This window comes from Streptomyces sp., assembly GCF_031181705.1.
GTDB lineage: Bacteria > Actinomycetota > Actinomycetes > Streptomycetales > Streptomycetaceae > Streptomyces.
Genome location: NZ_JAPSKN010000022.1, coordinates 12,588 through 36,209 on the forward strand (window position 1 = coordinate 12,588; position 23,622 = coordinate 36,209).

A 23,622-nucleotide genomic window follows, 5' to 3' on the forward strand; every position below is an offset into this window, starting at 1 on the left:
TAGGCCAAGAGCACCTATCGAGACAAGCACCGGAACCTGCCGCACGCCCGGCCGCGCCCGGTCGCGCCCCCCGGCTCCCGGCCTCACCCCGGCCGACCACCGTCGGACCGCGTCCGACCGCGCCCGTAATCAAGGCGCGCTCGTCGATCAAGGCGCACCCGCCGATCAGAGCGCACTCGCCGATCAGGGCGCGTCCACCGTCCGGCGTTCGTCGTCAGGTGCCACCAGCGACTGGGTGAGCGGAATCCGCGCCAGGGCGAGGACCCCCGCGGCGATCAGCGCCACACCGAACAGCTGGGGCAGCAGCCACCACCCGGAGCGGATCGTCTCCTCGTACAGGAGGATGCCGAGGGCGAGGCTCACCAGCGCGTCACCGAGGGTGAGCGCCGGCTGCGAGGCGACCAGCGGACCGGCCTGCATGGCGTTCTCCAGCAGGAACAGCGCGCACACCCCGGTCACGGCGAACGCGTACGTCTGCCAGGCGGTGAGGAAGCCGGCCAGCCCCTGCTTGTCGAGGATGTGCGTGGCGGCCTTCATCAGGGCCGCGGTCACCGCGTAGCTGATCGCCGTCGCCGCACCGAGGCAGGCCGCCCGGGCACGGCCCTCCGGGCGCTTCAGAGCCGCGAGGGCGAGACCGGCGACGGCACCGGCGCACACGGCGAGCGCGGGGATCCAGCGGTCCAGCTCCACGTGGGTGCGGTTGCCGGACGGGGAGGCCGCGGCGAGCGCGACCGCCAGCCCCGCCACCACCACCGTCACAGCCAGCCAGCCAGAACCCGGCAGCCGCCGGTGCATCAGAAGGGAGGCGACGACCAACGTGAGCGGCAGCTCCAGCACGAACACCGGCTGCACGATCGTCAGCGGCCCGGTCGCCAGCGCCAGCGCCTGGCAGACGGCGGCGCCGATCACCGCGAGGATGCCGGCCAGCCAGACCGGCCGGCGCAGCAGATCGAGCATCAGCCCGGCCCGCAGGCCCTCGGAGCGCGGCACGGACAACGCCGCCTTGCGCTGCAACACCGTCGCGACGGCGTTGCTGAGGGCCGCGCAGACCGCGAACAGCACGGGGAGCACGGGGAGCAGAGTGGACACCTCCCGGATCGGCGGACGTGTGACGCCGGCTGGGCCGCCTCCTGCCATGGTCGCCGGATCGGGGCACGGGCGCGATCGGAGCCGTCCGGCCGGAGCACGCCGCGGGTCAGCCCAGCTTCCGGAAGAGCCCCTCCTGCACGACCGAGACCACCAGCCGGCCGTCCCGGTCGTAGATACGCCCGCGGGCCAGACCACGGCCGCCGACCGCGATGGGGGACTCCTGGTCGTACAGCAGCCAGTCGTCCGCGCGGAAGGGGCGGTGGAACCACATGGCGTGGTCCAGCGACGCCATGTCGAAGCCCCGCGGCCCCCACAGCGGCTCGACCGGGATGCGGACGGCGTCCAGCAGGGTCATGTCGCTGGCGTAGGTCAGGGCGCAGGTGTGTACGAGCGGGTCGTCGCCGAGCGGCCCGACGGCGCGCATCCACACGGCGCTGCGCGGCTCGGCGTCGCGGACCTCCTCGGCGCTCCAGCGCAGCCGGTCCACATACCGGATGTCGAACGGCTGGCGGCGGGCCATCCGCTCCAGCTGCTCGGGCAGCGCGCCCAGGTGCTGGCGGATCTCGTCCGTGACCGTGGGCAGGGACTCGGGGTCGGGGACCTCGCGGGCCGGGGGCAGCTGGTGCTCGAAGCCGCCGTCCTCCGGCTTGTGGAAGGAGGCGGTGAGGTTGAAGATCGTGCGGCCATGCTGCACGGCCGTGACCCGCCGGGTGGTGAAGGAGCGCCCGTCGCGCACGTGCTCCACCTGGTAGACGATCGGCACGCCCGGGCGGCCGGGACGCAGGAAGTAGGCGTGCAGCGAGTGCACGGGCCGGTCGCCCTCCGTGGTGCGGCCCGCGGCGACCAGCGCCTGGCCCGCCACCTGCCCGCCGAAGACCCGCTGCAGGGACTCCTGCGGGCTGCGGCCACGGAAGATGTCGACCTCGATCTGCTCCAGGTCGAGCAGGTCGACGAGTCTCTCGGCCGGGTTCGTCGTCATGGGTGGGATTCTCCTGTGCTCGCTGCTGCCCGGCCGGTCACAACTGGCCGACGTCGGTGACGCGCACGACCGCGCGGCCCTCCGCGTCCGAGGCGGCGAGGTCGACCTCCGCGCTGATGCCCCAGTCGTGGTCTCCGTTCGGGTCGTGGAAGATCTGCCGGACCCGCCACAGCCCGTTGTGCGGCTCCTCCTCGATGAGCAGCAGCTTGGGGCCGCGGGCGTCGGGGCCGGTGCCGAGGTCGTCGTACTCGTCCCAGTACTTGTCCATGGCCTCGCCCCAGGCGTCGGCGTCCCAGCCGGACTCGGCGTCCATCTCGCCCAGTTCCTCGACCTGGTCCAGGGCGGCCAGTTCGACGCGGCGGAACATGGCGTTGCGGACCAGGACGCGGAAGGCGCGCGCGTTGGCGGTGACCGGCTTGACCTCGTCGGCCTTCTCCTGGGCCTCCTCGGCGGTCATCTCCGCCGGGTTGGCCAGCTGCTCCCACTCGTCGAGCAGGCTGGAGTCGACCTGGCGCACCATCTCGCCCAGCCACTCGATCAGGTCCTGCAGGTCCTCGGACTTCAGGTCGTCCGGGACGGTGTGGTCGAGGGCCTTGTAGGCGCTGGCGAGGTAGCGCAGCACGATGCCCTCGGTGCGGGCCAGCTCGTAGTGGGACACCAACTCGGTGAAGGACAGTGCCCGTTCGTACATGTCGCGGATGACCGACTTCGGCGACAGCGGATGGTCGCCGACCCAGGGGTGGCTCTTGCGGTACGTGTTGTACGCGTGGAAGAGCAGCTCCTCCAGGGGCTTGGGGTAGGTGATGTCCTGGAGGCGCTCCATGCGCTCCTCGTACTCGACGCCGTCGGCCTTCATCTGGGCCACGGCCTCGCCGCGCGCCTTGTTCTGCTGGGCGGCGAGGATCTGCCGGGGGTCGTCCAGGGTCGACTCCACGACGGACACCATGTCGAGCGCGTACGACGGCGACTCGGGGTCGAGCAGTTCGAACGCGGCGAGGGCGAACGTGGACAGCGGCTGGTTGAGGGCGAAGTCCTGCTGGAGGTCGACGGTGAGCCGGACGATCCGGCCGGTCGGGTCCGGCTCGTCGAGCTTCTCGACGACGCCGCCGTCCAGCAGCGAACGGTAGATGGCGATGGCCCGGCGGATGTGCCGCAGTTGCTGCTTGCGCGGCTCGTGGTTGTCCTCCAGCAGGCGGCGCATCGCCTCGAAGGCGTTGCCGGGGCGGGCGATCACCGACAGCAGCATCGTGTGCGTCACCCGGAACCGGGAGGCCAGCGGCTCCGGTTCGGAGACGATGAGCTTCTCGAAGGTCTGTTCCGACCAGGCGACGAACCCCTCCGGGGCCTTCTTGCGGACGACCTTGCGGCGCTTCTTGGGGTCGTCGCCGGCCTTGGCGAGGGCCTTCTCGTTCTCGACGACGTGCTCGGGGGCCTGCGCGACGACGAAGCCCTCCGTGTCGAAGCCGGCCCGGCCGGCGCGGCCCGCGATCTGGTGGAACTCCCGGGCCCGCAACGTGCGGACGCGGGTGCCGTCGTACTTGGTCAGGGCCGTGAACAGCACGGTGCGGATGGGCACGTTGACGCCGACGCCGAGGGTGTCGGTACCGCAGATGACCTTCAGCAGTCCGGCCTGCGCGAGCTTCTCCACCAGGCGGCGGTACTTGGGCAGCATGCCCGCGTGGTGGACGCCGATGCCGTGCCGGACGTAGCGGGAGAGGTTGCGGCCGAACTTGGTGGTGAAGCGGAAGTTGCCGATCAGGTCGGCGATCTGCTCCTTCTCCTCCTTCGAGCACATGTTGATGCTCATCAGCGCCTGCGCCCGCTCCACCGCCTGGGCCTGCGTGAAGTGCACGATGTAGACGGGAGCCTGCCGGGCCTGGAGCAGGTCGGTCAGCGTCTCCGTGAGCGGTGTGTAGCGGTACTCGTAGGACAGCGGGACCGGGCGGGTCGCCGAGCGGACCACCGCCGTCGGGCGGCCGGTGCGGCGGGTGAGGTCCTTCTCGAAGAAGGAGACGTCGCCGAGCGTCGCCGACATCAGCACGAACTGTGCCTGCGGCAGCTCCAGGATGGGGATCTGCCAGGCCCAGCCCCGGTCGCCCTCGGCGTAGAAGTGGAACTCGTCCATCACGACCTGGCCGACGTCCGCGTCCTTGCCGTCGCGCAGCGCGATCGAGGCGAGGACCTCGGCGGTGCAGCAGATGACCGGGGCGTCGGCGTTGACCGACGCGTCGCCGGTGAGCATGCCGACGTTCTCCGTGCCGAAGATCTTGCACAGCTCGAAGAACTTCTCCGACACCAGCGCCTTGATCGGGGCTGTGTAGAAGGTGACCTCGTCCCGGGCCAGGGCCGCGAAGTGGGCGCCCGCCGCGATCATGCTCTTGCCGGATCCGGTGGGCGTCGACACGATCACGTTCGCGCCGGAGACCACCTCGATCAGCGCCTCCTCCTGGTGGGAGTAGAGCGTGAGCCCCCGCTCACCGGCCCACGCCTCGAAGGCTTCGTACAGGGCGTCGGGGTCGGCGGTCGGCGGCAGCTGATCGATGAGGGTCACGCCCCCATCTTGCCTGGCCCGGTGCCCGATGCGGGAATCGGCTGCGGTCCGGAAGATCACCAACGCTACGCTGGGGCGCCGACGACGCGTCAGCGCTCCCGGTCAACTGGACAGCGGCACACGAGGAATGGGGCGGGCAACGGCCATGATGGGACCAGCACACTCACTGTCGGGCGCCGCTGCCTGGCTCGGCGTCGGTGCGGCCGCGGCCGCCGCCGGGCAGCCGATGCCCTGGCCGGTCCTCCTCGTCGGTGCCCTGATCTGCGCCGGAGCCGCCCTCGCCCCGGACCTGGACCACAAGGCCGCCACCATCTCCCGGTCCTTCGGGCCGCTGTCGCGCTGGCTGTGCGAGATCGTCGACAAGCTGTCGTACGCCGTCTACAAGGCCACGAAGAAGCAGGGCGACCCGCGCCGCTCCGGCGGGCACCGCACGCTCACGCACACCTGGCTGTGGGCGGTGCTGATCGGTGTGGGGACCTCGGTCGTGGCGATCAGCAGTGACCGCTGGGGCGTGCTCGCCATCCTCTTCGTGCACCTGGTCCTGGCCATCGAGGGCCTGCTGTGGCGGGCGACCCGCGGCTCCAGCGCCGACGTCCTGGTGTGGCTGCTGGCCGCGACCACGGCGTGGATCCTCGCGGGCATGCTCGACAAGCCGGGCAACGGCGCGGACTGGCTGTTCACGGCGCCGGGCCAGGAGTACCTGTGGCTGGGCCTGCCGGTGGTGCTGGGGGCGATCGTGCACGACATCGGGGACGCGCTGACCGTCTCCGGCTGCCCGATCCTGTGGCCCATCCCGGTCGGGCGCAAGCGCTGGTACCCGGTCGGGCCGCCCAGGTTCATGCGGTTCCGGGCGGGCAGCTGGGTCGAGCTCAGGGTGCTGATGCCGGCGTTCATGCTGCTCGGCGGGGTGGGCTGCGCGGCGGCGCTCAACGTGATCTGAGCGCAGTCCACCAGCCGGGCCCACGATGCCGGGGGACGGGGCTCAGCCGCTGCCGTACCGCCGCTCGAAGGCCGCGACCCGGCCCTCCGAGTCCACCGTGCGGGCCTTGCCCGTGTAGAAGGGGTGGCTCTCCGAGGAGATCTCCACGTCCACGACCGGGTAGGTCTCGCCGTCGTCCCACTCGATGGTCCGGTCGCTGGTCGCCGTGGACCGGGTGAGGAAGGCGTATCCGGCGGCGCGGTCGCGGAAGACGACGGGGTGGTAGTCGGGGTGCTTGTCCTGCTGCATGGATGCTCCTCGGGCGGCTCTGGTCTGTTCTGCGATCGACCGGTGCGATCGACCGGTGCGATCGACCGGCGCGATCAACCGGGCAGGGTGTCCTCGTCGACGATGTGGACGGCTGCCTCCTCGGCCGACGCCGCGGCGCCGTCGATGCCCACGTCCGTGGCGACCAGCGCGGGCTCCTCGTCCTCGTGGGCGCCCTCGTCGGGGGCGACGAGCCGGCCGGAGCGGGCGGCGCCGACCTCGTTGTCCAGGAGTTCCCCGTCGCTGCCCGCGCAGTCCCCGAGACCGTCGCCGTCCTGGGCGACGGTGTCGGGCAGCTCCTCGGCGAGCCGCTGGTCCAGCGTCTCGCCCCGCAGCCGCTCGGCCGCCGTCACCCCGAGGTGCTCGACGGCCCACGGCCGCTCCGGCGGGGACCAGCCCCGGTCCAGGGGATCGTCGACGCCGTCGTACTCCAGGGTGTCCTCGGCGTCGAGCAGCCCCGTGTCCTCTCTCTGCTCGTCCTGATCCGGCTGGTAGACGTCGTCTCCCCAGCCGTCGGAGCTGTTCACGGGTACCTCCAGGGGGTGGGGGCGGGCCCGCCGTCGGGGCCCGCGCCGGGCCGCCGCCGCACCGCACCGGCGCCGCCCGGGAACCGCTCGCCCGTGGGCCTCCCCGAGCCGGTGCCTGCTTCCAGCCTTCCACCGAGCCTCGGCACCGCGCAACGCCACGACCCGGGCATCCCCGCCCCCGCTCGCTCAGCCGTGCCAGGACCGCCACAGCGCCGCGTACGCCCCGTCCGCCGCGACCAGCTCCTCGTGGCTGCCCAGCTCGCTGATCCGCCCGTTCTCGACGACCGCGATGACGTCGGCGTCGTGCGCGGTGTGCAGCCGGTGCGCGATGGCGACCACCGTGCGGCCGTCGAGGACCCGGGCCAGGGACCGCTCCAGGTGGCGGGCGGCGCGCGGGTCGAGCAGGGACGTCGCCTCGTCCAGGACCAGCGTGTGCGGGTCGGCCAGCACCAGGCGCGCCAGGGCGATCTGCTGGGCCTGCGCCGGAGTGAGCGCCAGGCCGCCCGAGCCGACCTCGGTGTCCAGGCCGTCGTCGAGGGCCCGGGCCCAGCCGTCCGCGTCGACCGCGCCGAGCGCCGCCCACAGCTCGGCGTCGACCGCGCCGGTCCGGGCGAGCCGGAGGTTGTCGCGCAGGGAACCGACGAAGACGTGGTGCTCCTGGTTGACCAGGGCCACGTGCGCGCGGACCCGCTCGGCGGGCATCCGGGACAGCTCGGCCTCGCCCAGCGTGACGCGGCCGTCCCCCGGCGCGTAGATCCCGGCGAGCAGCCGTCCCAGGGTGGACTTGCCCGCACCGGAGGGGCCGACCAGCGCCAGCCGGGTGCCGGGCGCGACCTCCAGGGACACCTTGCGCAGGACGTCCACGCCCTCCAGGTAGCCGAAGCGGACCCGGTCCGCGCGCACATGGCGTCCCTCGGGCACCACCGCGGCGTCCCCGGCGTCCGGCTCGATGTCGCGGACCCCGACGAGCCGGGCCAGCGACACCTGCGCCACCTGCAGCTCGTCGTACCAGCGCAGGATCATGCCGACCGGGTCGACCAGCATCTGCGCGATCAGCGCGCCGGTGGTGAGCTGGCCGACGTCGATCCAGCCCTCCAGGGCGAACACACCGCCGATCAGCAGCACCGAGGCCAGCACGGTCACATGGGTGACGTTGATGACCGGGAAGAGCACCGACCGCAGCCAGAGCGTGTAGCGCTCCCAGGCCGTCCACTCGCGGATCCGCTGCTCCGACAGCGCGATCCGGCGCTCGCCCAGGCGGTGGGCCTCCACGGTCCGGCCCGCGTCCACGGTCTCGGCGAGGACGGCGGCCACCGCGGCGTACCCGGCGGCCTCCGAGCGGTAGGCGGCCGGCGCCCGCCGGAAGTACCAGCGGCAGCCGACGATCAGCAGCGGCAGCGCGACCAGCACGGCGAGCGCCAGCGGCGGTGCCGTGACGACCAGCCCGCCCATGAGCAGGACCACCCACACGACGCCGATCGACAGCTGCGGCACGGCCTCGCGCATCGCGTTGGCCAGCCGGTCGACGTCCGTGGTGATCCGGGACAGCAGGTCGCCGGTCCCGGCCCGCTCCAGCACGCCCGGCGGCAGCCCGACCGACCGCACGAGGAAGTCCTCGCGCAGGTCGGCCAGCATCCGCTCGCCCAGCATGGCGCCGCGCAGCCGCACCTGACGGACGAACACCGCCTGCACGGCCAGTGCCGCCACGAACAGCCCGGCGGTGAACTCCAGGCGCACGTCCCGGGCCCCGTCGGACACCCGCTCCACGAGCCCGCCCAGCAGCCACGGACCGGCCATCGAGGCGAGGACGGCCGCCGTGTTGACGGCGATCAGCAGCAGGAACGCCCGGCGGTGGCGCCGCAGCAGTTCGGCCACGTACGCGCGGACGGTCGCCGGGGCGCCGACGGGCAGCGTGCTCGCCGTGGTCGGAGCCGCCGGGTCGTACGCCGGGGGCGCGACGCCGATCATGCCTTCTCCTCGATCTCTTCCAGTTCCTGCAGTACGTCCTTCAGGGCGACGGAGCCGTCCAGCGCGGCCTCGTCGTCCGTCTCGCGGGTGACCACGGCCCGGTAGCGCGGCTCGCTGTGCACCAGTTCGCGGTGGGTGCCCACCGCCGCGACCTCGCCCTCGTGCAGGAACGCCACCCGGTCGGCGCGGTCCAGCAGCAGGGGCGAGGAGGTGAACACCACGGTCGTGCGTCCGGCACGCACCTCCCGTACGCCCTGGGCGATCCGTGCCTCGGTGTGCGAGTCGACGGCGGAGGTCGGCTCGTCCAGGACGAGCACCTCCGGGTCGGTGATCAGCGACCGGGCGAGCGCGAGCCGCTGCCGCTGGCCGCCGGACAGGGACCGGCCGCGCTCGGTGATCCGCGCGTCCATGGGGTCGGCCGCGTCCAGCGAGCCCTGCACCAGCGCCGCCAGCACGTCGTCGCACTGCGCGGCCGCCAGCGCCGCCTCGGGCGGGACGGCGCCCGAGGCGGGCACGTCGAGCAGCTCGCGCAGTGTGCCCGACAGCAGCACCGGGTCCTTGTCCTGTACGAGGACGGCCGTACGGGCGCTGTCCAGCGGCAGGTCGTCGAGCGGCACCCCGCCCAGCAGCACGGGCACGCCCTCCTGCGAGGGGTGTCCGCCGAGCCGTTCGGCCAGCCGGCCCGCCGCGTCCGGGTCGCCGCAGACCACGGCGGTCAGCAGACCGGCCCGCGCGAGCAGTCCGGTCCCCGGGTCGTACAGGTCGCCCGAGGGGATCTCGGCGGCGCGCGATCCGGCCGTGTCCGTGGCCCGCTCCAGCGACAGCACGCCCGCGGCCCGCTTGGCCGAGGGCCGGGAGAAGGAGTACGCCATGGCGATCTCCTCGAAGTGCCGCAGGGGATAGGTGAGGACCATCACCGAGCTGTAGACGGTGACCAGTTCACCGACGGTGATCCGGCCCTCGCGGGCCAGCCCCACGCCGTGCCAGACGACGGCGATGAGCAGCAGCCCCGGCAGCAGGACCTGGATCGCGGAGATCAGGGACCACATCCGGGCGCTGCGCACGGCCGCGTGGCGGACCTCCTGGGAGGCGCTGCGGTAGCGGTCGAGGAACAGTTCCTCCCCGCCGATGCCGCGCAGCACGCGCAGGCCGGCGACGGTGTCCGAGGCGAGTTCGGTGGCCCGTCCGGCCTTCTCGCGCTGGACGTCGGCGCGCCGGGTGGCGCGCGGCAGCAGCGGCAGCACGGCGAGTGCCAGCGCGGGCAGGCCCACGGCGACGACCACGCCGAGCGCCGGCTGGTAGACGAGCAGGCCGGCGCAGACCAGCACGATGGTGACGAGGGCCGCGGTGAAGCGGGACAGGGCCTCGACGAACCAGCCGATCTTCTCCACGTCGCCCGTGGACACGGCCACGACCTCACCGGCCGCGACGCGCCGGGTCAGCGCCGAGCCCAACCGGGCGGTCTTGCGGGCGAGGAGCTGCTGGACGCGGGCGGCGGCCGTGATCCAGTTGGTGATGGCGGTGCGGTGCAGGAAGGTGTCCCCGACCGCGTTGCCGACGCAGGCCAGCGCCAGCAGACCGCCCGCCAGGGCCAGGTGGGAGCCGGAGCGGTCGACGACGGCCTGGACGGCGACACCGACGCAGAACGGCAGGGCGGCGACGGAGGCGAAGTGCAGCAGCCCCCAGCCCAGTGACTTGAGCTGACCGCCCAGCTGGTTGCAAAAGAGCCACCACAGGAATCGGGGCCCCGAACGCGCGTCCGGCACGCCCGGGTCGGGATACGGAAGGTCTTGAATCTGCATGACGTCCCAGTGGCTCGTGTCAGGGGGAAACGGGGGAACGGGGGAACGGGGGACAGGGAGAAGGGGAGCGAGGGGTGCGGGCCGGAGGCAGCAAACCGTGACAGGTTCGCGTCGCCACGTGGTCGGAGGCAACAGGTTTTCCGCCCACCGAACGGAACCGGCCGACACGGGTGGGAACAGGGCGGCCCCGGCGCACCGGTGCGCATTGCGCGGGCGGCGGACTGCCCGTAGAACACCGCACATGAAGAGCCGAATCGTCATGTCCATGCTTGCCGGGGCGACGCTCCTGGCGAGCACCCTCCTCGGGACCGGTCCCGCCCACGCGGCCGATGTACCCACCGAGTTCGGCACCGACTGGCACGACCCCGTCACGGCCGCCCCGCCCGTCGAGCGGCCGCCCGGGAAGTCCTGCGACGTCACCCTCGCGCGGGCGCAGTTCCGCGACTTCACCCCCTACCGCGGCACCTACACCCCGCCCGAGGGCTGCGGCGACCGCTGGAGCAGGGTGGTGCTGCGGCTGGACGGCAAGGTGAAGGGCCGTCAGTACGACCGGCTCGGCCACGTACGCGTCGGCGGGGTCGAGATCCTCCGCACCTCGACGCCGCAGCCCTCGCCCGACGGCATCGAGTGGTCGGTGGAGAAGGACGTCACGCGCTACGCCGACACCTTCCGCCGGAGCCAGGACGTCGAGATGCTCATCGGGAACGTCGTCGACGACACCTACACCGGCGTGCTCGACGTCGAGGTGACACTGACCTTCCACCCGGGCCGCCCCGGCCCCGCGAACCCCGACCGGGTCCTCACCCTCGACGGCGGCACGACCCTCACCACCCCGCGCAACAGCGAACGCATCGTCGCCGAGGTCTACGCGACCGGCTCCGGCGGCGGCTGCGAGGAGTACTGGTATCTGACCGTGCCCGACCCGGCGCCCTACTCCTGCAAGGCCGGCCGCGGACCCTACCGCGAGGTGCAGATCCGCGTCGACGGCCGGCTGGCGGGCATCGCCACGCCGTTCCCGACCGTGTGGACCGGGGGCTGGTCCAACCCGTTCCTCTGGTACGTGATCCCCGGCCCGCGCGCCTTCGACGTCAAGCCGATCACCTACGACCTCACCCCCTTCGCCGGAGTCCTCAACGACGGCCGCCCGCACCGCGTCGAGGTCTCGGTGGTGGGCGTACCCGAGGGACAGACCGGCTGGAGCACGCCCGTGAACGTCCTCGTCTGGCAGGACGAGCGGCGCGCGCGGGTCACCGGACAGCTCACCGCGCACCGTGCGGGAGACCTGACCGGCTCCTCCGTCCACACACCCGGTCCGGAACACCGGGTGGACACCGAGGGCGCCCACCGCCTCACCGTCGCCGGTTACGTCGACACCTCGCACGGCCGCGTCCACACCACCGTCGCCCGCGCTCTGGCCCACACCTCCGCGCACCGCTGGATCGACGGCGAGACGAGGGACGCGCTGGAAGCCACGTGGACCGACGCCGAGTCGGTGACGATCGACGGCCGCGCCACGCGCACGCACCGCACCTACACGATGGACGGCACGACCACCCTCGGCGCGGGCGACCGGCTGCGCACCGTCCTGACCCTCGGCGACCGCGCCACGACCGTTCAGACACAGGGCACCCGGCGCACCGCCTGGTCACGGCTCGACGACACCTACACGGGCGACGCGACCTACACGGCGAACGTGCCCCGCGACCAGCGCCACGCGGTCGGCACCACGAGCGAACGCCACCGCCTGTACGGCTCGCACGGCTGCCACGACCGCACGCTGACCACCGTGCAGGGCGTGCTCACGGAGGACCGCGACCGCTGCTGACGCGAGGAGACCGCAAGCCCGCGTCCGGAACCGGCCGGCCGGTTCCGGACGCGGGCTTACGGTCACCGCCGAGGCGGAACCGGCGGCGGCCCCGGCGGCTGCCGGTACCGCCCGGGTCAGCAGGACTGCACGGGGGCGCCGTCGACGAGGGTGTTCAGCAACTCACCGAGCGCTTCCCGCTGATCCTCCCTCAGCGGCGCGAGGATCTCCTCCGCCGCCGACCTGCGCGCCGCCCGCAGTTCGCGCAGCGCGGCCCGCCCGTCGTCCGTGAGCTCGATGCGGATCACGCGCCGGTTCGCCGGATCCGGCACCCGCCGCACCTTGCCGCTCGCCTCCAGCCCGTCGACCAGCGATGTCACGGCTCGCGGCACCACCTCCAGTCGCTCGGCCAGGTCGGCCATGCGCGGCGGCGAACCCCAGTGCGCGAGCGTGCGCAGCAGCCGGGACTGCGCCGGCGTGATGCCCAGCTCGCGTTGGGCCAGATGACGCTTCTGGATGCGGTGCACCCGGCGGGTGAGCCGGAGCAACTGCTCGGCGAGCAGGCCGTCGGGATCGGGGGTGGTCATGCGGGAACAATATCAGGATGACGTTCATTGTGAGTGTAGGTAACAATGAGCTGCGATCCGACCCGCCGCACCCTCTCGAAGGAGCCCATGCACCCCGACCGTGAAGCCCCTTGGACCCCACCCGCGGGAGCGGAGGAACAGCCCCGGCAGGTCCGCCGCATCCTGCGCCTCTTCCGCCCCTACCGCGGCCGGCTCGCGATCGTCGGCCTGCTGGTCGGCGCCGCGTCGCTGGTCTCGGTCGCCACGCCCTTCCTGCTGAAGGAGATCCTCGACGTCGCCATCCCCGAGGGGCGTACGGGCCTGCTCAGCCTGCTCGCCCTCGGCATGATCCTCAGTGCCGTCCTCACCAGCGTCTTCGGCGTGCTGCAGACCCTGATCTCCACGACGGTGGGCCAGCGCGTCATGCACGACCTGCGCACCGCGGTCTACGGCCGTCTGCAGCGCATGTCCCTGGCGTTCTTCACGCGCACCCGCACCGGTGAGGTGCAGTCCCGCATCGCCAACGACATCGGCGGCATGCAGGCCACCGTCACCTCCACCGCGACCTCGCTCGTCTCCAACGCCACCAGCGTGATCGCCACCATCGTCGCGATGATCGTCCTCGACTGGCGCCTGACCGTCGTCTCGCTGCTGCTGCTCCCGGTGTTCGTGTGGATCAGCCGCCGCGTCGGCAACGAACGCCGGAAGATCACCACCCAGCGCCAGAAGCAGATGGCCGCCATGGCCGCCACGGTCACCGAGTCGCTCTCCGTCAGCGGCATCCTGCTCGGCCGCACGATGGGCCGCTCCGACTCGCTGACGAAGTCCTTCGCCGACGAGTCCGAGGAGCTCGTCGACCTGGAGGTGCGCTCCAACATGGCCGGCCGCTGGCGCATGGCCGTCATCACCATCGTCATGGCCGCCCTGCCCGCCGTCATCTACTGGACCGCCGGCATGGCCTTCCGGCTGGGCGGCCCTCAGGTCTCCATCGGCACGATCGTCGCCTTCGTCTCGCTCCAGCAGGGACTGTTCCGCCCCGCCGTGAGCCTGCTGTCGACCGGTGTGCAGATCCAGACCTCGCTCGCCCTCTTCCAGCGCATCTTCGAGTACCTCGACCTGCCGGTCGACATCACCGAACGCCCGGACCCGGTCCGCCTCGACCGGATCAAGGGAGAGGTCCGCTTCGAGAACGTCTCCTTCGGCTACGACGACAAGGGCGGCCCGGTCCTCGACGGCATCGACCTCACGGTCCCGGCCGGTGGCAGCCTCGCGGTCGTCGGCCCCACCGGCGCCGGCAAGTCCACGCTCGGCTACCTGGTGCCCCGGCTCTACGACGTCACCGGCGGCCGCGTCACGCTCGACGGGGTCGACGTCCGCGACCTCGACTTCGACACCCTGGCCCGCGCGGTCGGCGTCGTCTCGCAGGAGACGTACCTGTTCCACGCCTCGGTGGCCGACAACCTGCGCTTCGCCAAGCCCGACGCCACCGACGAGGAGCTGCACCGGGCGGCGAGGGCGGCGCAGATCCACGATCACATCGCGTCCCTGCCCGACGGGTACGACACCGTCGTCGGCGAACGCGGCCACCGCTTCTCCGGCGGGGAGAAGCAGCGCCTGGCCATCGCCCGCACGATCCTGCGCGACCCGCCGGTCCTCGTCCTCGACGAGGCCACCAGCGCGCTGGACAACCGCACCGAGGCCGCCGTCCAGGACGCCATCGACGCCCTGTCGGCGAACCGCACCACGATCACCATCGCCCACCGGCTGTCCACCGTCCGGGGCGCCGACCAGATCGTCGTCCTCGACGCGGGCCGGGCCGTCGAACGCGGCACGCACGAGGAACTCCTGCGGCAGGACGGCCGTTACGCCGCCCTCGTACGCCGGGACGCCCAACTGGAGCCGACAAGATGAAAATATGCCGGGTTTGTGGCGATATGCGGGTTACCGTGCCCGCATGCAGAAGAACACTCCGCCACGGAGCACGATTCGACTGACGCGCCGGGGCCGTATCGCCCTCGTCGTGACCGGGGCCGTCGTGGTCGGTACCGCCGTGGCGGTGCCGCTGCTGACCCTGGCGCCCGAGGAGGAGAGCCGCCCCACCACCCTGGTGATCCCCGAGGGCTGGCGCGCGAGCCAGGTCTACGCCGCCGTCGACAAGGCCCTCGCCCTGCCCGCCGGAAGCACGAAGAAGTCCCTCGCGAAGGCGATGCTGAAGCTGCCGAACGACGCCGAGGGCAACCCGGAGGGGTACCTCTTCCCGGCGACCTATCCACTCCCCGAGAAGGCGAAGCCGGAGAAGCTCCTGCAGCTCATGGTCGACACCGCCAACGAGAAGTTCAACGGCGCTCCCATCGCCGCCGGGGCGCAGCGCAACGCCATGAACGTCTACCAGGCCGTCACCATCGCCAGCATCGTCCAGGCGGAGGCCGCCACCCGCGCCGACATGGGCAAGGTCGCCCGGGTGATCTTCAACCGCCTGGAACGCGGCATGCCGCTGCAGATGGACTCCACCCTCAACTACGCCCTGAACCGCTCCACCCTGCGGACCACGGCGAGCGACACCCGGATCAACAGCCCCTACAACTCCTACCAGCGCATGGGTCTGCCGCCCACCCCCATCGACAACCCCGGCGAGGACGCCGTGCGCGCCGCCGTCAACCCGCCCCCGGGCGACTGGCTCTACTTCGTCACGGTCCGCCCGGGCGACACCCGCTTCACCGCCGACTACCGCCAACACACGCGCAACGTCGCGGAGTTCAACGCCCACCGCGCCAAGAGCGCGGAGGCGCGCCCCTGAGGGCACGGGGAACCGACGGGCCGGCAGCGGGCCGGCGAGTCCTACGCCGCGGCCGGCTCCCGCTCCAGCAGCCGCCTGATGTCACGCACCGCCGCCCGGCCCGCGCGGTTCGCGCCGATCGTGCTGGCCGAGGGGCCGTAGCCGACGAGGTGGACGCGCGCATCGGCGGCCGCGTGCGTGCCCTCCATGCGGATGCCGCCGCCGGGGCCGCGCAGCCGCAGCGGAGCCAGGTGGTCGATGGCCGGGCGGAAGCCGGTGGCCCACAGGATGACGTCGGCGTCGACGTGCCGACCGTCGTCCCACGCGACCCCGCCCGGAGTGATCCGGTCGAACATGGGCTGCCGGTCCAGTACCCCGTCCTCCAGACCCCGCCGGATCGCGTCGTTCAGCGGCAGCCCCGTCACCGAGACCACGCTGCGGGGCGGCAGCCCCTGCCGTACCCGCTCCTCGACGAGCGCGACGGCCGCCCGGCCCGCGTTCTCGTCGAACGGCCCCTCACGGAAGACGGGCGGGCGCCGCGTCACCCACGTGGTGGCCGCGGCGTACGGGGCGATCTCCAGCAGATGCTGCGTGCCCGAGGCGCCACCGCCCACCACCACGACCCGCTGCCCGGCGAACTCCCGCGGGCCGGGGTACTGCGCGGTGTGCAGCTGCCGCCCCGTGAAGGTCCCCTGGCCCGGGTAGTGCGGCCAGAACGGCCGGTCCCAGGTGCCGGTCGCGTTGATCAGCGCCCGTGTCGACCACACCCCGTCCGAGGTCTCCACCAGCAGCCGCCCGCCGGTGCCCTCGCGCACCGCCCGCACGTCGACCGGCCGCCGCACCCTGAGGTCGAAGGCCCGCTCGTAGGAGTCGAAGTACGCGCTGATCACCTCGGCCGACGGCCGCGCCGGGTCCGCGTCCGTGAGCTCCATCCCCGGCAGCGCGTGCATCCCGTGCACCTTGCCGTAGGTCAGCGACGGCCAGCGGAACTGCCAGGCGCCGCCGGGCCCGGGGGAGTGGTCCAGCACGACGAAGTCGCGCTCCGGCTCGAAACCGGATCGCCGCAGGTGATAGGCGCCGGCCAGACCGGCCTGACCCGCGCCTATGACGACCGCCTCGACCTCGCGTGTGTTGTTCACGCTTCTACCAACCGTGCCGAAGGCGAGGATCTTCCCCGCTAGGAGGCCTTCGAGGGCCGGGCCGCCGACGTCGACGGCGGCAGGTCGCCGTTGAACCGGGTGTCGGTGAACGCGGCGAAGTCGACCTTGCGCGGGATGAGCTTCAGCGCCGTGAACGTGTCGGCGACCTCCTGCTCCGAGGCGATCAGCGGCTTGTCGACCGCCACCGCGATCCGGGTCGTGTACGTCCGCTTCACCGCCGCCAGGGCCACGTCCTCGGGGAGCCCGGTCTCCTTCGCCCAGACCTTCGCCCACTCCTCCTCGTGGCCGTGGACCCAGGTGTAGGCGCGCCGCAGCCGCTCCAGGTAGTCCTCGACGGCGGCCGCCTTCTTCCCGTCCTCCAGCGCGGCGGGTGCGGCGACCTGGAAGGTGTGCCCGTTGGTCACCCCGTCCCCGTCGGTCAGCACCCGGCCCTGCCCGCCCTTGAGGACCTGCGAGGTGTACGGGTCCCACACCGCCCACGCGTCGACCTTGCCGGCGGTGAACGCGGCGAGCGCGTCGGCCGGCTGGAGGTACTCGACCCGGACGTCGCTCAGCTTCAGCCCGGCCTTCCTCAGGGACGCGACCAGCTGGAAGTGCGCGGAGGAGCCCTGCGCGACGGCGACCGAGCGGCCCTTGAGCTGCTCCGGGCGCTTCAGGGGCGAGTCGTCCGGGACGAGGATGGTGTCGCCCTTGGAGGTGCCGTGCCAGGCCGCCACCACCTTGATCTTCGAGCCCGCCCCGGCCGCGAAGACCGGCGGGGTGTTGCCGACGCCGCCGATGTCGACGGCCCCCGCGTTGACGGCCTCCAGCAGGGGCGGACCGGAGGTGAACGTCGACCACTTGATCCGGTAGCCGAGGTCGTCCAGCTCCCCGGCGGCCCGCAGGATGGCCTCCGAGCCGCCCTTCTGATCACCGACGCTGATCGTGACCGATCCCCGGCCGTCCGTGCCACCGTCCGACGTGCTGGCGGACGAGTTCCCGCCGCAGGCGGTGAGCAGCAGGGCCAGGGGGAGGAGCAGGGCGGCGGGGGTGAGGCGTCGTCGCATGGCGGTTCCGTTCGTGTGGGCCGTACGGCAGGGGCGTACGGGCGGGTCCTACGGTCGTTCGCGGGGGAGGGTCAGGCGGCGTCGGCGGCCGTCGCCTCGACACCGAGGCGTTCGAGCAGGCCGGCGCGCAGCGCGGCGAAGCGCGGGTCGGTGATGTCCCGGGGCCGGTCGAGATCGACGCGCTGCTCGTGCGCGATGACACCGCCGTCCATCACCAGGACCCGGTCGGCGAGCAGCACGGCCTCCTCGACGTCATGGGTGACGAGCAGCACCGCGCAGCCCCGGCGCTGCCACAACTCGCCCACCAGCCGCTGGGCCTTGATGCGGGTGAGCGCGTCGAGCGCGCCGAACGGCTCGTCGAGCAGCAGCAGATCGGGCTCACGCACCAACGCCCGCGCCAGGGAGGCCCGTTGCGCCTCGCCGCCGGACAGGGTCTTGGGCCAGGCGCCGGAGCGGTGGCCGAGGCCGACCTCGTCCAGGGCCTGCTCGGCGACGGCCCGCTCGGGCTTGCCGGGCAGGCCGAGCAGGACGTTGCGCCACACCTTCTTCCACGGCATCAGCCGCGGCGACTGGAAGGCGACGGCCTTGCGGCGCGGCACCAGCACGGTGCCCTCGATCTCGCGGTCGAGCCCGGCGAGGATGCGCAGCAGCGTCGACTTGCCGCAGCCGCTGCGGCCGAGCAGGGCCACGAACTCGCCCGGCCGGACGTCCAGTCGCAGGTCGTCGATGACGGCGCGCCCGTCGAAGGAGCGGGTGAGCCCCTGGACGTGGACCGCCTGCGGGATCACCGGCCGGTGAACGTCGGTCGCCATTGCAGCAGCAGCCTTTCGAGGAAGCGGACGACGAAGTCGGCGAGCAGGCCGAGGAAGGCGTAGACGACCAGGCAGACCACGATCACGTCGGTCCGCAGGAAGTCCCGCGCCTGCACCATCAGGAACCCGATGCCGGAGTCGGCGTTGACCTGCTCGGCGAAGACCAGCGCGAGCCAGGCGATGCCGAGCGAGTAGCGCAGGCCGGTCATCGCCCCGGGCAGCGCCCCCGGCAGCACCACGTGCCGCACGAGTCCCCGGCGTGAGAGCCCCAGCGACTCCCCGGCTTCGATCAACTGGGCGTCCACGCCCCGGATCCCGGCGTAGACGTTGAGGTAGAGCGGGAAGGTCACGCCGAGCGTGATGACGGCGACTTTGGGAGCCTCGCCGATGCCGAACCAGATGATGAGCAGCGGGATCAGCCCCACGAACGGCACGGTCCGCAGCATCTGCACCGGCGCGTCCACGAGATCCTCGCCGATCCGGAACAGCCCGGAGACCAGGGCGAGTCCGGTCCCCACGACCAGGCCCAGCGCGAGCCCGGCGGCGACCCGCTGCAGCGAGGTGGCCATGGCCGCGGGCAGTGAACCGTCCGCCATCATGTCCCCGGCGACCCGCGCGACGCGGCCGGGCGAGGGGAGGACGTCCGAGGGCAACACGCCGGTGCCGCTGAGGAGTTGCCAGAGTGCCAGCAGCAGGACGGGACCGCTGGTGCGGCGCAGCCAGCGGGGGACCCGGGCACGGCGGGAGGAGGTGGGGACCAGGGGCTGAAGGTCGGGAACGGAACCCTCCATAGGCGATATATCGGGTTTCGAAGGGGTGGGCGGGGCATGGCTGACGCTCATGAAGGCTCCACGGGAGGAGAGCGGGGGCCGAGGTAAGGGCACGCCTCACCCGCGCGTCACGCCGAGCGGACCCGGGGCCGTACCGGTCGGCGGGCAGGCGCGACGAAGGCGGGGAAAGGGAGGCGGAGGAGGGAGAAGCGGAGGAGGGGCGTCAGCGGCCGCGGCGACACGCGGCGGAGGCCACCCGCAGCAGGTCGATGTGACCGCGCGTGGTGAGCAGGGCTGAACGCAACATGCCGCAGAAGTTAGTCAGATGGCATGCGCACGGTCAACGGGCGTCTCGTCCAGTGGACCGGCGGTACCGGAACACGGTCGGCCGGATCCGGGTGAACCCCGCCGGGTGCGTCAGGATGGGGGGCATGCCAGATGCCTTCACCACCCGAGTTCTGCACGTCACCACCGGTTCCGCGGAGAGGGTCGTCGACATCACCGGCGACTGCGAGTCCTTCCTGCGCGAGGCGGCCGCCGGGCGCGACGGCCTGCTCAACGTCTTCGTCCCGCACGCGACGGCCGGCATCGCCGTGCTGGAGACCGGCGCCGGCAGCGACGACGACCTCCTGGCCGCGCTGCACACGCTGCTGCCCGCCGACGACCGCTGGCAGCACCGGCACGGCAGCCCCGGCCACGGCCGCGACCACGTCCTGCCGGCCCTCGTCCCGCCGCACGCGACCCTGCCGGTCCTCGGCGGGCGGCTGGAACTCGGGACCTGGCAGTCGGTGTGCCTGGTCGACACCAACCGGGACAACCCGGATCGCAAGGTGCGGCTGAGCTTCCTGGGGTGAGCGCATCCGTTCGGCCCCCGCTCCCCGCCTGCTGCCCGGACAGATCGTTTTAGGGCAGCAGACGGGCAGGCGTGGGCGTGAGCGAGGCGGATGGATGACCGGGCACCGCCACCCGGTCGGCCCGCCCCGCAGAAACGCCCGCGCAGCGGGGCGGGTCCCCTGCTCCGAGCCGCACGTCACCCACCCCCGGTCGCCACCGGCGAGTCGCCCCTGGGGTAGGGTCCCCACCGTTTCCGGCTACCGACTGATGGTGTGCCGGTACAGGGCGTGTCGGAGGGTGGCAAGACGATGGACTCCCAGTGGGATGACGGCGGATCCGTGGACCTGGACGACACGCGGCTGGAGACACTGAGTCCCGAACCGCTGCTGACCCGGGACTACGAGACGCGCCCCGCGCTCGTGTACGAACGGCTGCGCCGGCAGCACGGCCCGGTCGCCCCCGTCGACCTGCTGGGCGTGCCCGCCTGGCTCGTCCTCGGCTACCGCGAGGCGCTCCAGGTGCTCCAGGACGACGACGGCTGGCCCAAGGGGCTGGAGAACTGGCGGGCCCGTTCCGAGGGCCGGGTGCCCTCCGACTGGCCGCTCGGCCCGTCCCTGGAGGTCAACCACATCCTGATCCAGGGCGGCCCCGGCTACCGGCCGCTGCGCACCGCCTGGGACGTCGCCCTCAAGCCCTTCCAGGACCCGCGCCACCCGCAGGCCAAGCGACTGAGGTCCGCCGTCACCGCCTACGCCGACGAACTGATCACCCTGATCGGGCAGGGCGGGAAGACCGGCGTGGCCGACCTGTCCGCGCAGTTCTCCCGGCCGCTGCCGCTGATGGTGGCGAGCCACCTGCTCGGCTTCCCCGGTTCCCAGGGCGACGACGCGCTGATGGACATGTGGCGCGTGCTCGACGCGGGCCCGGACGCCGAGGCCGCGCTGGAACGGCTGCTGGCGACCCTGGCCGAACTGGCCGCGCTGAAGCTTCAGAAGCCCGGCGACGACTTCCCCTCCTACCTGCTGGCCGCCCATCCCGACCTGTCGCTCGACCAACTGGCCCGCGAACTGTTCATGCTGCTCGGCATGACCTCCGACCACGTCGGCATCCTCATCTCCAACACCGTCGTGGAGGTCATCTCGGGCGAGAGCAGCGTGCGCGCCAGCCTGTCCGCCGGCATGGTCAGGGAGACCATGAACCGGGTCGTCATGCGCAAGCCGCCGCTGGTCAACTTCGTCCCGCGCTTCGCGGCCCGGGACACCCCGCTCGGCAACTACACGATCCGGGCCGGCGACCCGGTGTGGGTCTCCTCGGCCGCCGCGCACGCCGATCCGCTCTTCGCCGACCACGTCGCCTCCGGCACCACCATCAGCACCCGGGCGCACCTGTCCTGGGGGGCGGGGCCCCGCCAGTGCCCGGCCCGCGAACTCGCCTCCACGGTCGCGGCGGTCGGGGCGGGGCGCGTCTTCGAGCGGTTCCACCACCTCGACCTGGCCCTGCCCGCCGACCAACTGCCCTGGCGCTCCTCCCCGTTCATGCGCGGCCTGCGCTCACTGCCCGTGCGCTACGAACTCGCCCCGACGCCCGTGCGACGGGCGGGGACGGTGGACGACCCCGCCCCCGAGGCGGCCGGGGAGGTCCTGCCCGACCCGTCCGCCCGGCAGCGCTCCTCGCTGTGGCGCTATCTCACCGGCCTGATCCGCGGCGGCCGCTGACCGGGAGCAGCCGGCTGGAACGCCCGTCCGGCACCGGCGTTCCTCCCGGGCCTTCCGGATGATCGCCGACAGATGGTTGCGCACCGTGGCCACGGTCAGGCACCAGCCGCTCGGCGATCTCCCGCGTGGGGGCGTGCCGTCGGCGGCCGGCCGCAGCACCTCCACCTCGCGCGGCGTCGGCGGGTTCGCCCCCGCGTCCAGCGCGACCTCCTCGCCCGCCCCTGAGTCCACGTCGATCACGGCCCGGCGAACGCTCCCCGCTCGCGACGGGTGTGCTGGACGAGCAGAACGCGGATCACGATCGGATTATCACCGTCGGCCCGGGGGCCGCCCCGGGGCCGCGGGCGCGACCGGTCCGCCGGACGGCACGAGTGGTGAGGTCCGGGAGGCGGGCGTACCGTCGAACGGTGGACACCGCAGGCAGCAGCCCGCAGCCGGCCGCACCACGGACGACCGCCACCAGGAAACCCGGTGGCGGCGGGAACGCGATGGCGCTGTTCGTCATCGCCTCCTGCCAGTTGATGGTGGTCCTCGACATCACCATCGTGAACATCGCGCTCCCGCACATCCAGAGCTCGCTGGACTTCTCCACCACGAGCCTGTCGTGGGTGGTGAACGCCTACACGCTCACCTTCGGCGGACTGCTGCTGCTCGGCGGCCGGGCCGGCGACATCCTGGGCCGGCGGCGCGTGTTCATCTTCGGCGTGCTCCTCTTCGTACTGGCCTCGCTGCTCGGCGGGTTCGCCCAGAACTCCGGCCAACTCCTCGGCGCCCGCGCCCTGCAGGGCGTCGGCGGCGCCATCGCCTCCCCGACGTCCCTCGCCCTGATCAGCACCACCTTCCGCGAGGGCCCGGAACGCAACCGCGCCTTCGGGGTGTTCGCCGCGGTCTCGGCGGGCGGCGGCGCCATCGGCCTGCTCGCCGGCGGAATGCTGGTGGAGTGGCTGAACTGGCGGTGGGTGCTGTTCGTCAACGTGCCCATCGGCCTGCTCATCGTGCTCGCCACACCCAGGTGGATCCGGGAGTCCGAGCGGCACCCCGGGCGCTTCGACATCACCGGCGCGGTCACCTCCACCGCGGGCATGGTGCTGCTGGTCTACGGGTTCATCCGGGCCGCGCAGGAGGGCTGGCGCGACGCGCTCACCCTGGCCTCGTTCGCCGGGGCCGTGGTGCTGCTGGTGGCCTTCATCCTGATCGAGCGGCGCTCCAGACAGCCCATCACGCCCCTGCACATGTTCGCCGACCGCAACCGCGCGGGCACCTACGGCATCATGCTGTGCCTCGCCGCCGCGATCTTCGGCATGTTCTTCTTCCTGACCCTCTTCGTGCAGAACGTGCTGGGCTTCAGCCCGCTGGCGGCCGGCCTCGCGTTCCTGCCGGTCAGCGCGGTCATCGCCGTCGGCGCCGGACTGGCCTCGCATTTCCTGCCCGTGTACGGGCCCAAGCCCTTCATGGTGCTCGGCGCGATCCTGGCGGCGGCCGGACTGGCCTGGCTCACCCTGACCGACGTGCACTCCACCTACGCCGGCAGCGTCCTCGGACCCATGCTCGTCTTCAGCCTCGGCATGGGCATGGAGTTCGTGTCGCTGACCCTCATGGCGCTCTCCGACGTGCCCACCCCGGAGACCGGCGCGGCCTCCGGCCTCCTCAACGCCACCCAGCAGGTCGGCGGCTCCCTCGGCCTGTCCATCCTGGTGACGATGTACGGCACGGCCAGCACCAACGAGGCCGACAAGCAGGTCCCGGACTTCCTCCGGCAGGCCGCCCCGGCCGAACGCCTGCGGTTCGAACGCACCGGGCAACTGCCCAGACCCTGGTCGGACGAGATCCTCACCGCCGGTGTCTCGGCCGCCTTCATCGTGGCGGCGATCTTCACCGCCGTCGCCGCGGTGATCGCCCTGCTCGTCATCCAGGTCCGCCCCTCCGACCTGGAGCGCCTCAAGGGAGGGGCGGGCCCCGGCCCGATGTGAGCCGCCC

Annotated in this window: 20 protein-coding genes; 7 read left to right on the forward strand and 13 right to left on the reverse strand. The window is 72.6% G+C overall.

Translation table 11 applies throughout. The features are described 5' to 3' along the window. Positions 1 to 183: 183 nt before the first annotated feature. From RIN80_RS07285 to RIN80_RS07295, 3 genes are all read right to left on the reverse strand, one after another. Entirely contained in the window at positions 184 to 1,089 is a 906-nt protein-coding gene (locus RIN80_RS07285) for a DMT family transporter (RefSeq protein ID WP_375141638.1), read from the reverse strand. Positions 1,090 to 1,195: 106 nt separating this feature from the next. Beyond that, entirely contained in the window at positions 1,196 to 2,068 is an 873-nt protein-coding gene (locus RIN80_RS07290) for an acyl-CoA thioesterase II (protein WP_309094676.1), read from the reverse strand. A gap of 37 nt (positions 2,069 to 2,105) precedes the next feature. Further along, positions 2,106 to 4,619: a DUF3516 domain-containing protein gene (locus tag RIN80_RS07295; protein WP_309094677.1), complete on the reverse strand. Its 2,514-nt coding sequence runs from the start codon at positions 4,617 to 4,619 to the stop codon at positions 2,106 to 2,108. A 145-nt stretch (positions 4,620 to 4,764) separates the two neighbouring features. Between RIN80_RS07295 and RIN80_RS07300 the strand changes: the two genes are divergently transcribed. Continuing rightward, complete coding sequence (locus RIN80_RS07300; protein WP_309094678.1) at positions 4,765 to 5,559, forward strand: metal-dependent hydrolase; 795 nt, start codon at positions 4,765 to 4,767, stop codon at positions 5,557 to 5,559. Positions 5,560 to 5,601: 42 nt separating this feature from the next. Here the strand turns inward: RIN80_RS07300 and RIN80_RS07305 are convergent, their stop codons facing one another. The 4 genes from RIN80_RS07305 to RIN80_RS07320 form a co-directional block, all read right to left on the reverse strand. Next, positions 5,602 to 5,847 carry a type B 50S ribosomal protein L31 gene (locus RIN80_RS07305; RefSeq protein ID WP_309094679.1) on the reverse strand — a complete coding sequence of 82 codons (246 nt, stop codon included), beginning with the start codon at positions 5,845 to 5,847 and terminating at the stop codon, positions 5,602 to 5,604. Positions 5,848 to 5,921: 74 nt separating this feature from the next. Continuing rightward, positions 5,922 to 6,392 carry a DUF5709 domain-containing protein gene (locus tag RIN80_RS07310; RefSeq protein ID WP_309094680.1) on the reverse strand — a complete coding sequence of 157 codons (471 nt, stop codon included), beginning with the start codon at positions 6,390 to 6,392 and terminating at the stop codon, positions 5,922 to 5,924. Between the two features lie 186 nt (positions 6,393 to 6,578). Then, a complete protein-coding gene (locus tag RIN80_RS07315; RefSeq protein WP_309094681.1) occupies positions 6,579 to 8,360 on the reverse strand; it encodes an ABC transporter ATP-binding protein in 1,782 nt (593 codons plus the stop codon). Further along, positions 8,357 to 10,162: an ABC transporter ATP-binding protein gene (locus RIN80_RS07320; RefSeq protein ID WP_309094682.1), complete on the reverse strand. Its 1,806-nt coding sequence runs from the start codon at positions 10,160 to 10,162 to the stop codon at positions 8,357 to 8,359. The genes RIN80_RS07315 and RIN80_RS07320 overlap by 4 nt, the downstream gene beginning before the upstream one ends. 241 nt (positions 10,163 to 10,403) lie before the next feature. Here RIN80_RS07320 and RIN80_RS07325 point away from each other — a divergent pair, with 241 nt between their 5' ends. After that, positions 10,404 to 11,987 carry a peptide-N4-asparagine amidase gene (locus tag RIN80_RS07325; protein ID WP_309094683.1) on the forward strand — a complete coding sequence of 528 codons (1,584 nt, stop codon included), beginning with the start codon at positions 10,404 to 10,406 and terminating at the stop codon, positions 11,985 to 11,987. 116 nt (positions 11,988 to 12,103) lie between these two features. On the opposite strand, the gene RIN80_RS07330 is transcribed toward RIN80_RS07325, so the two are convergent. After that, positions 12,104 to 12,553 (reverse strand): MarR family transcriptional regulator, encoded by a 450-nt coding sequence (locus tag RIN80_RS07330; protein ID WP_309094684.1) that lies wholly within the window; start codon positions 12,551 to 12,553, stop codon positions 12,104 to 12,106. 87 nt (positions 12,554 to 12,640) lie between these two features. Between RIN80_RS07330 and RIN80_RS07335 the strand changes: the two genes are divergently transcribed. Together RIN80_RS07335 and mltG are read left to right on the forward strand one after the other, a co-directional pair. Continuing rightward, a complete protein-coding gene (locus RIN80_RS07335) occupies positions 12,641 to 14,443 on the forward strand; it encodes an ABC transporter ATP-binding protein (RefSeq protein ID WP_309094685.1) in 1,803 nt (600 codons plus the stop codon). Positions 14,444 to 14,486: 43 nt separating this feature from the next. Continuing rightward, the gene (gene mltG / locus RIN80_RS07340) at positions 14,487 to 15,329 is read left to right on the forward strand and encodes an endolytic transglycosylase MltG (protein WP_309094686.1); all 843 of its coding nucleotides are present in this window, start codon (positions 14,487 to 14,489) and stop codon (positions 15,327 to 15,329) included. A 41-nt stretch (positions 15,330 to 15,370) separates the two neighbouring features. Here the strand turns inward: mltG and RIN80_RS07345 are convergent, their stop codons facing one another. The 5 genes from RIN80_RS07345 to RIN80_RS26550 form a co-directional block, all read right to left on the reverse strand. Further along, positions 15,371 to 16,447, reverse strand: a complete 1,077-nt coding sequence (locus tag RIN80_RS07345; protein WP_309094687.1) for an NAD(P)-binding domain-containing protein — start codon at positions 16,445 to 16,447, stop codon at positions 15,371 to 15,373. Between the two features lie 38 nt (positions 16,448 to 16,485). Then, the gene (locus RIN80_RS07350; RefSeq protein ID WP_309094688.1) at positions 16,486 to 17,514 is read right to left on the reverse strand and encodes an ABC transporter substrate-binding protein; all 1,029 of its coding nucleotides are present in this window, start codon (positions 17,512 to 17,514) and stop codon (positions 16,486 to 16,488) included. Between the two features lie 71 nt (positions 17,515 to 17,585). After that, positions 17,586 to 18,326, reverse strand: coding sequence for an ABC transporter ATP-binding protein (locus RIN80_RS07355; RefSeq protein ID WP_309094689.1), 741 nt, complete (start codon positions 18,324 to 18,326; stop codon positions 17,586 to 17,588). Next, positions 18,299 to 19,168, reverse strand: a complete 870-nt coding sequence (locus tag RIN80_RS07360) for an ABC transporter permease (RefSeq protein WP_309094690.1) — start codon at positions 19,166 to 19,168, stop codon at positions 18,299 to 18,301. Before RIN80_RS07360 ends, RIN80_RS07355 begins: the two co-directional genes overlap by 28 nt. Before the next feature lie 151 nt (positions 19,169 to 19,319). Then, positions 19,320 to 19,403 carry a putative leader peptide gene (locus tag RIN80_RS26550; RefSeq protein WP_313884353.1) on the reverse strand — a complete coding sequence of 28 codons (84 nt, stop codon included), beginning with the start codon at positions 19,401 to 19,403 and terminating at the stop codon, positions 19,320 to 19,322. 124 nt (positions 19,404 to 19,527) lie between these two features. Here RIN80_RS26550 and RIN80_RS07365 point away from each other — a divergent pair, with 124 nt between their 5' ends. The 3 genes from RIN80_RS07365 (at position 19,528) to RIN80_RS07375 (ending at position 23,615) form a co-directional block, all read left to right on the forward strand. Then, positions 19,528 to 19,950: a secondary thiamine-phosphate synthase enzyme YjbQ gene (locus RIN80_RS07365; RefSeq protein WP_309094691.1), complete on the forward strand. Its 423-nt coding sequence runs from the start codon at positions 19,528 to 19,530 to the stop codon at positions 19,948 to 19,950. Between the two features lie 288 nt (positions 19,951 to 20,238). Then, positions 20,239 to 21,645, forward strand: coding sequence for a cytochrome P450 (locus RIN80_RS07370; protein ID WP_309094692.1), 1,407 nt, complete (start codon positions 20,239 to 20,241; stop codon positions 21,643 to 21,645). A 488-nt stretch (positions 21,646 to 22,133) separates the two neighbouring features. Then, the gene (locus RIN80_RS07375) at positions 22,134 to 23,615 is read left to right on the forward strand and encodes an MFS transporter (protein ID WP_309094708.1); all 1,482 of its coding nucleotides are present in this window, start codon (positions 22,134 to 22,136) and stop codon (positions 23,613 to 23,615) included. Positions 23,616 to 23,622: the final 7 nt, after the last annotated feature.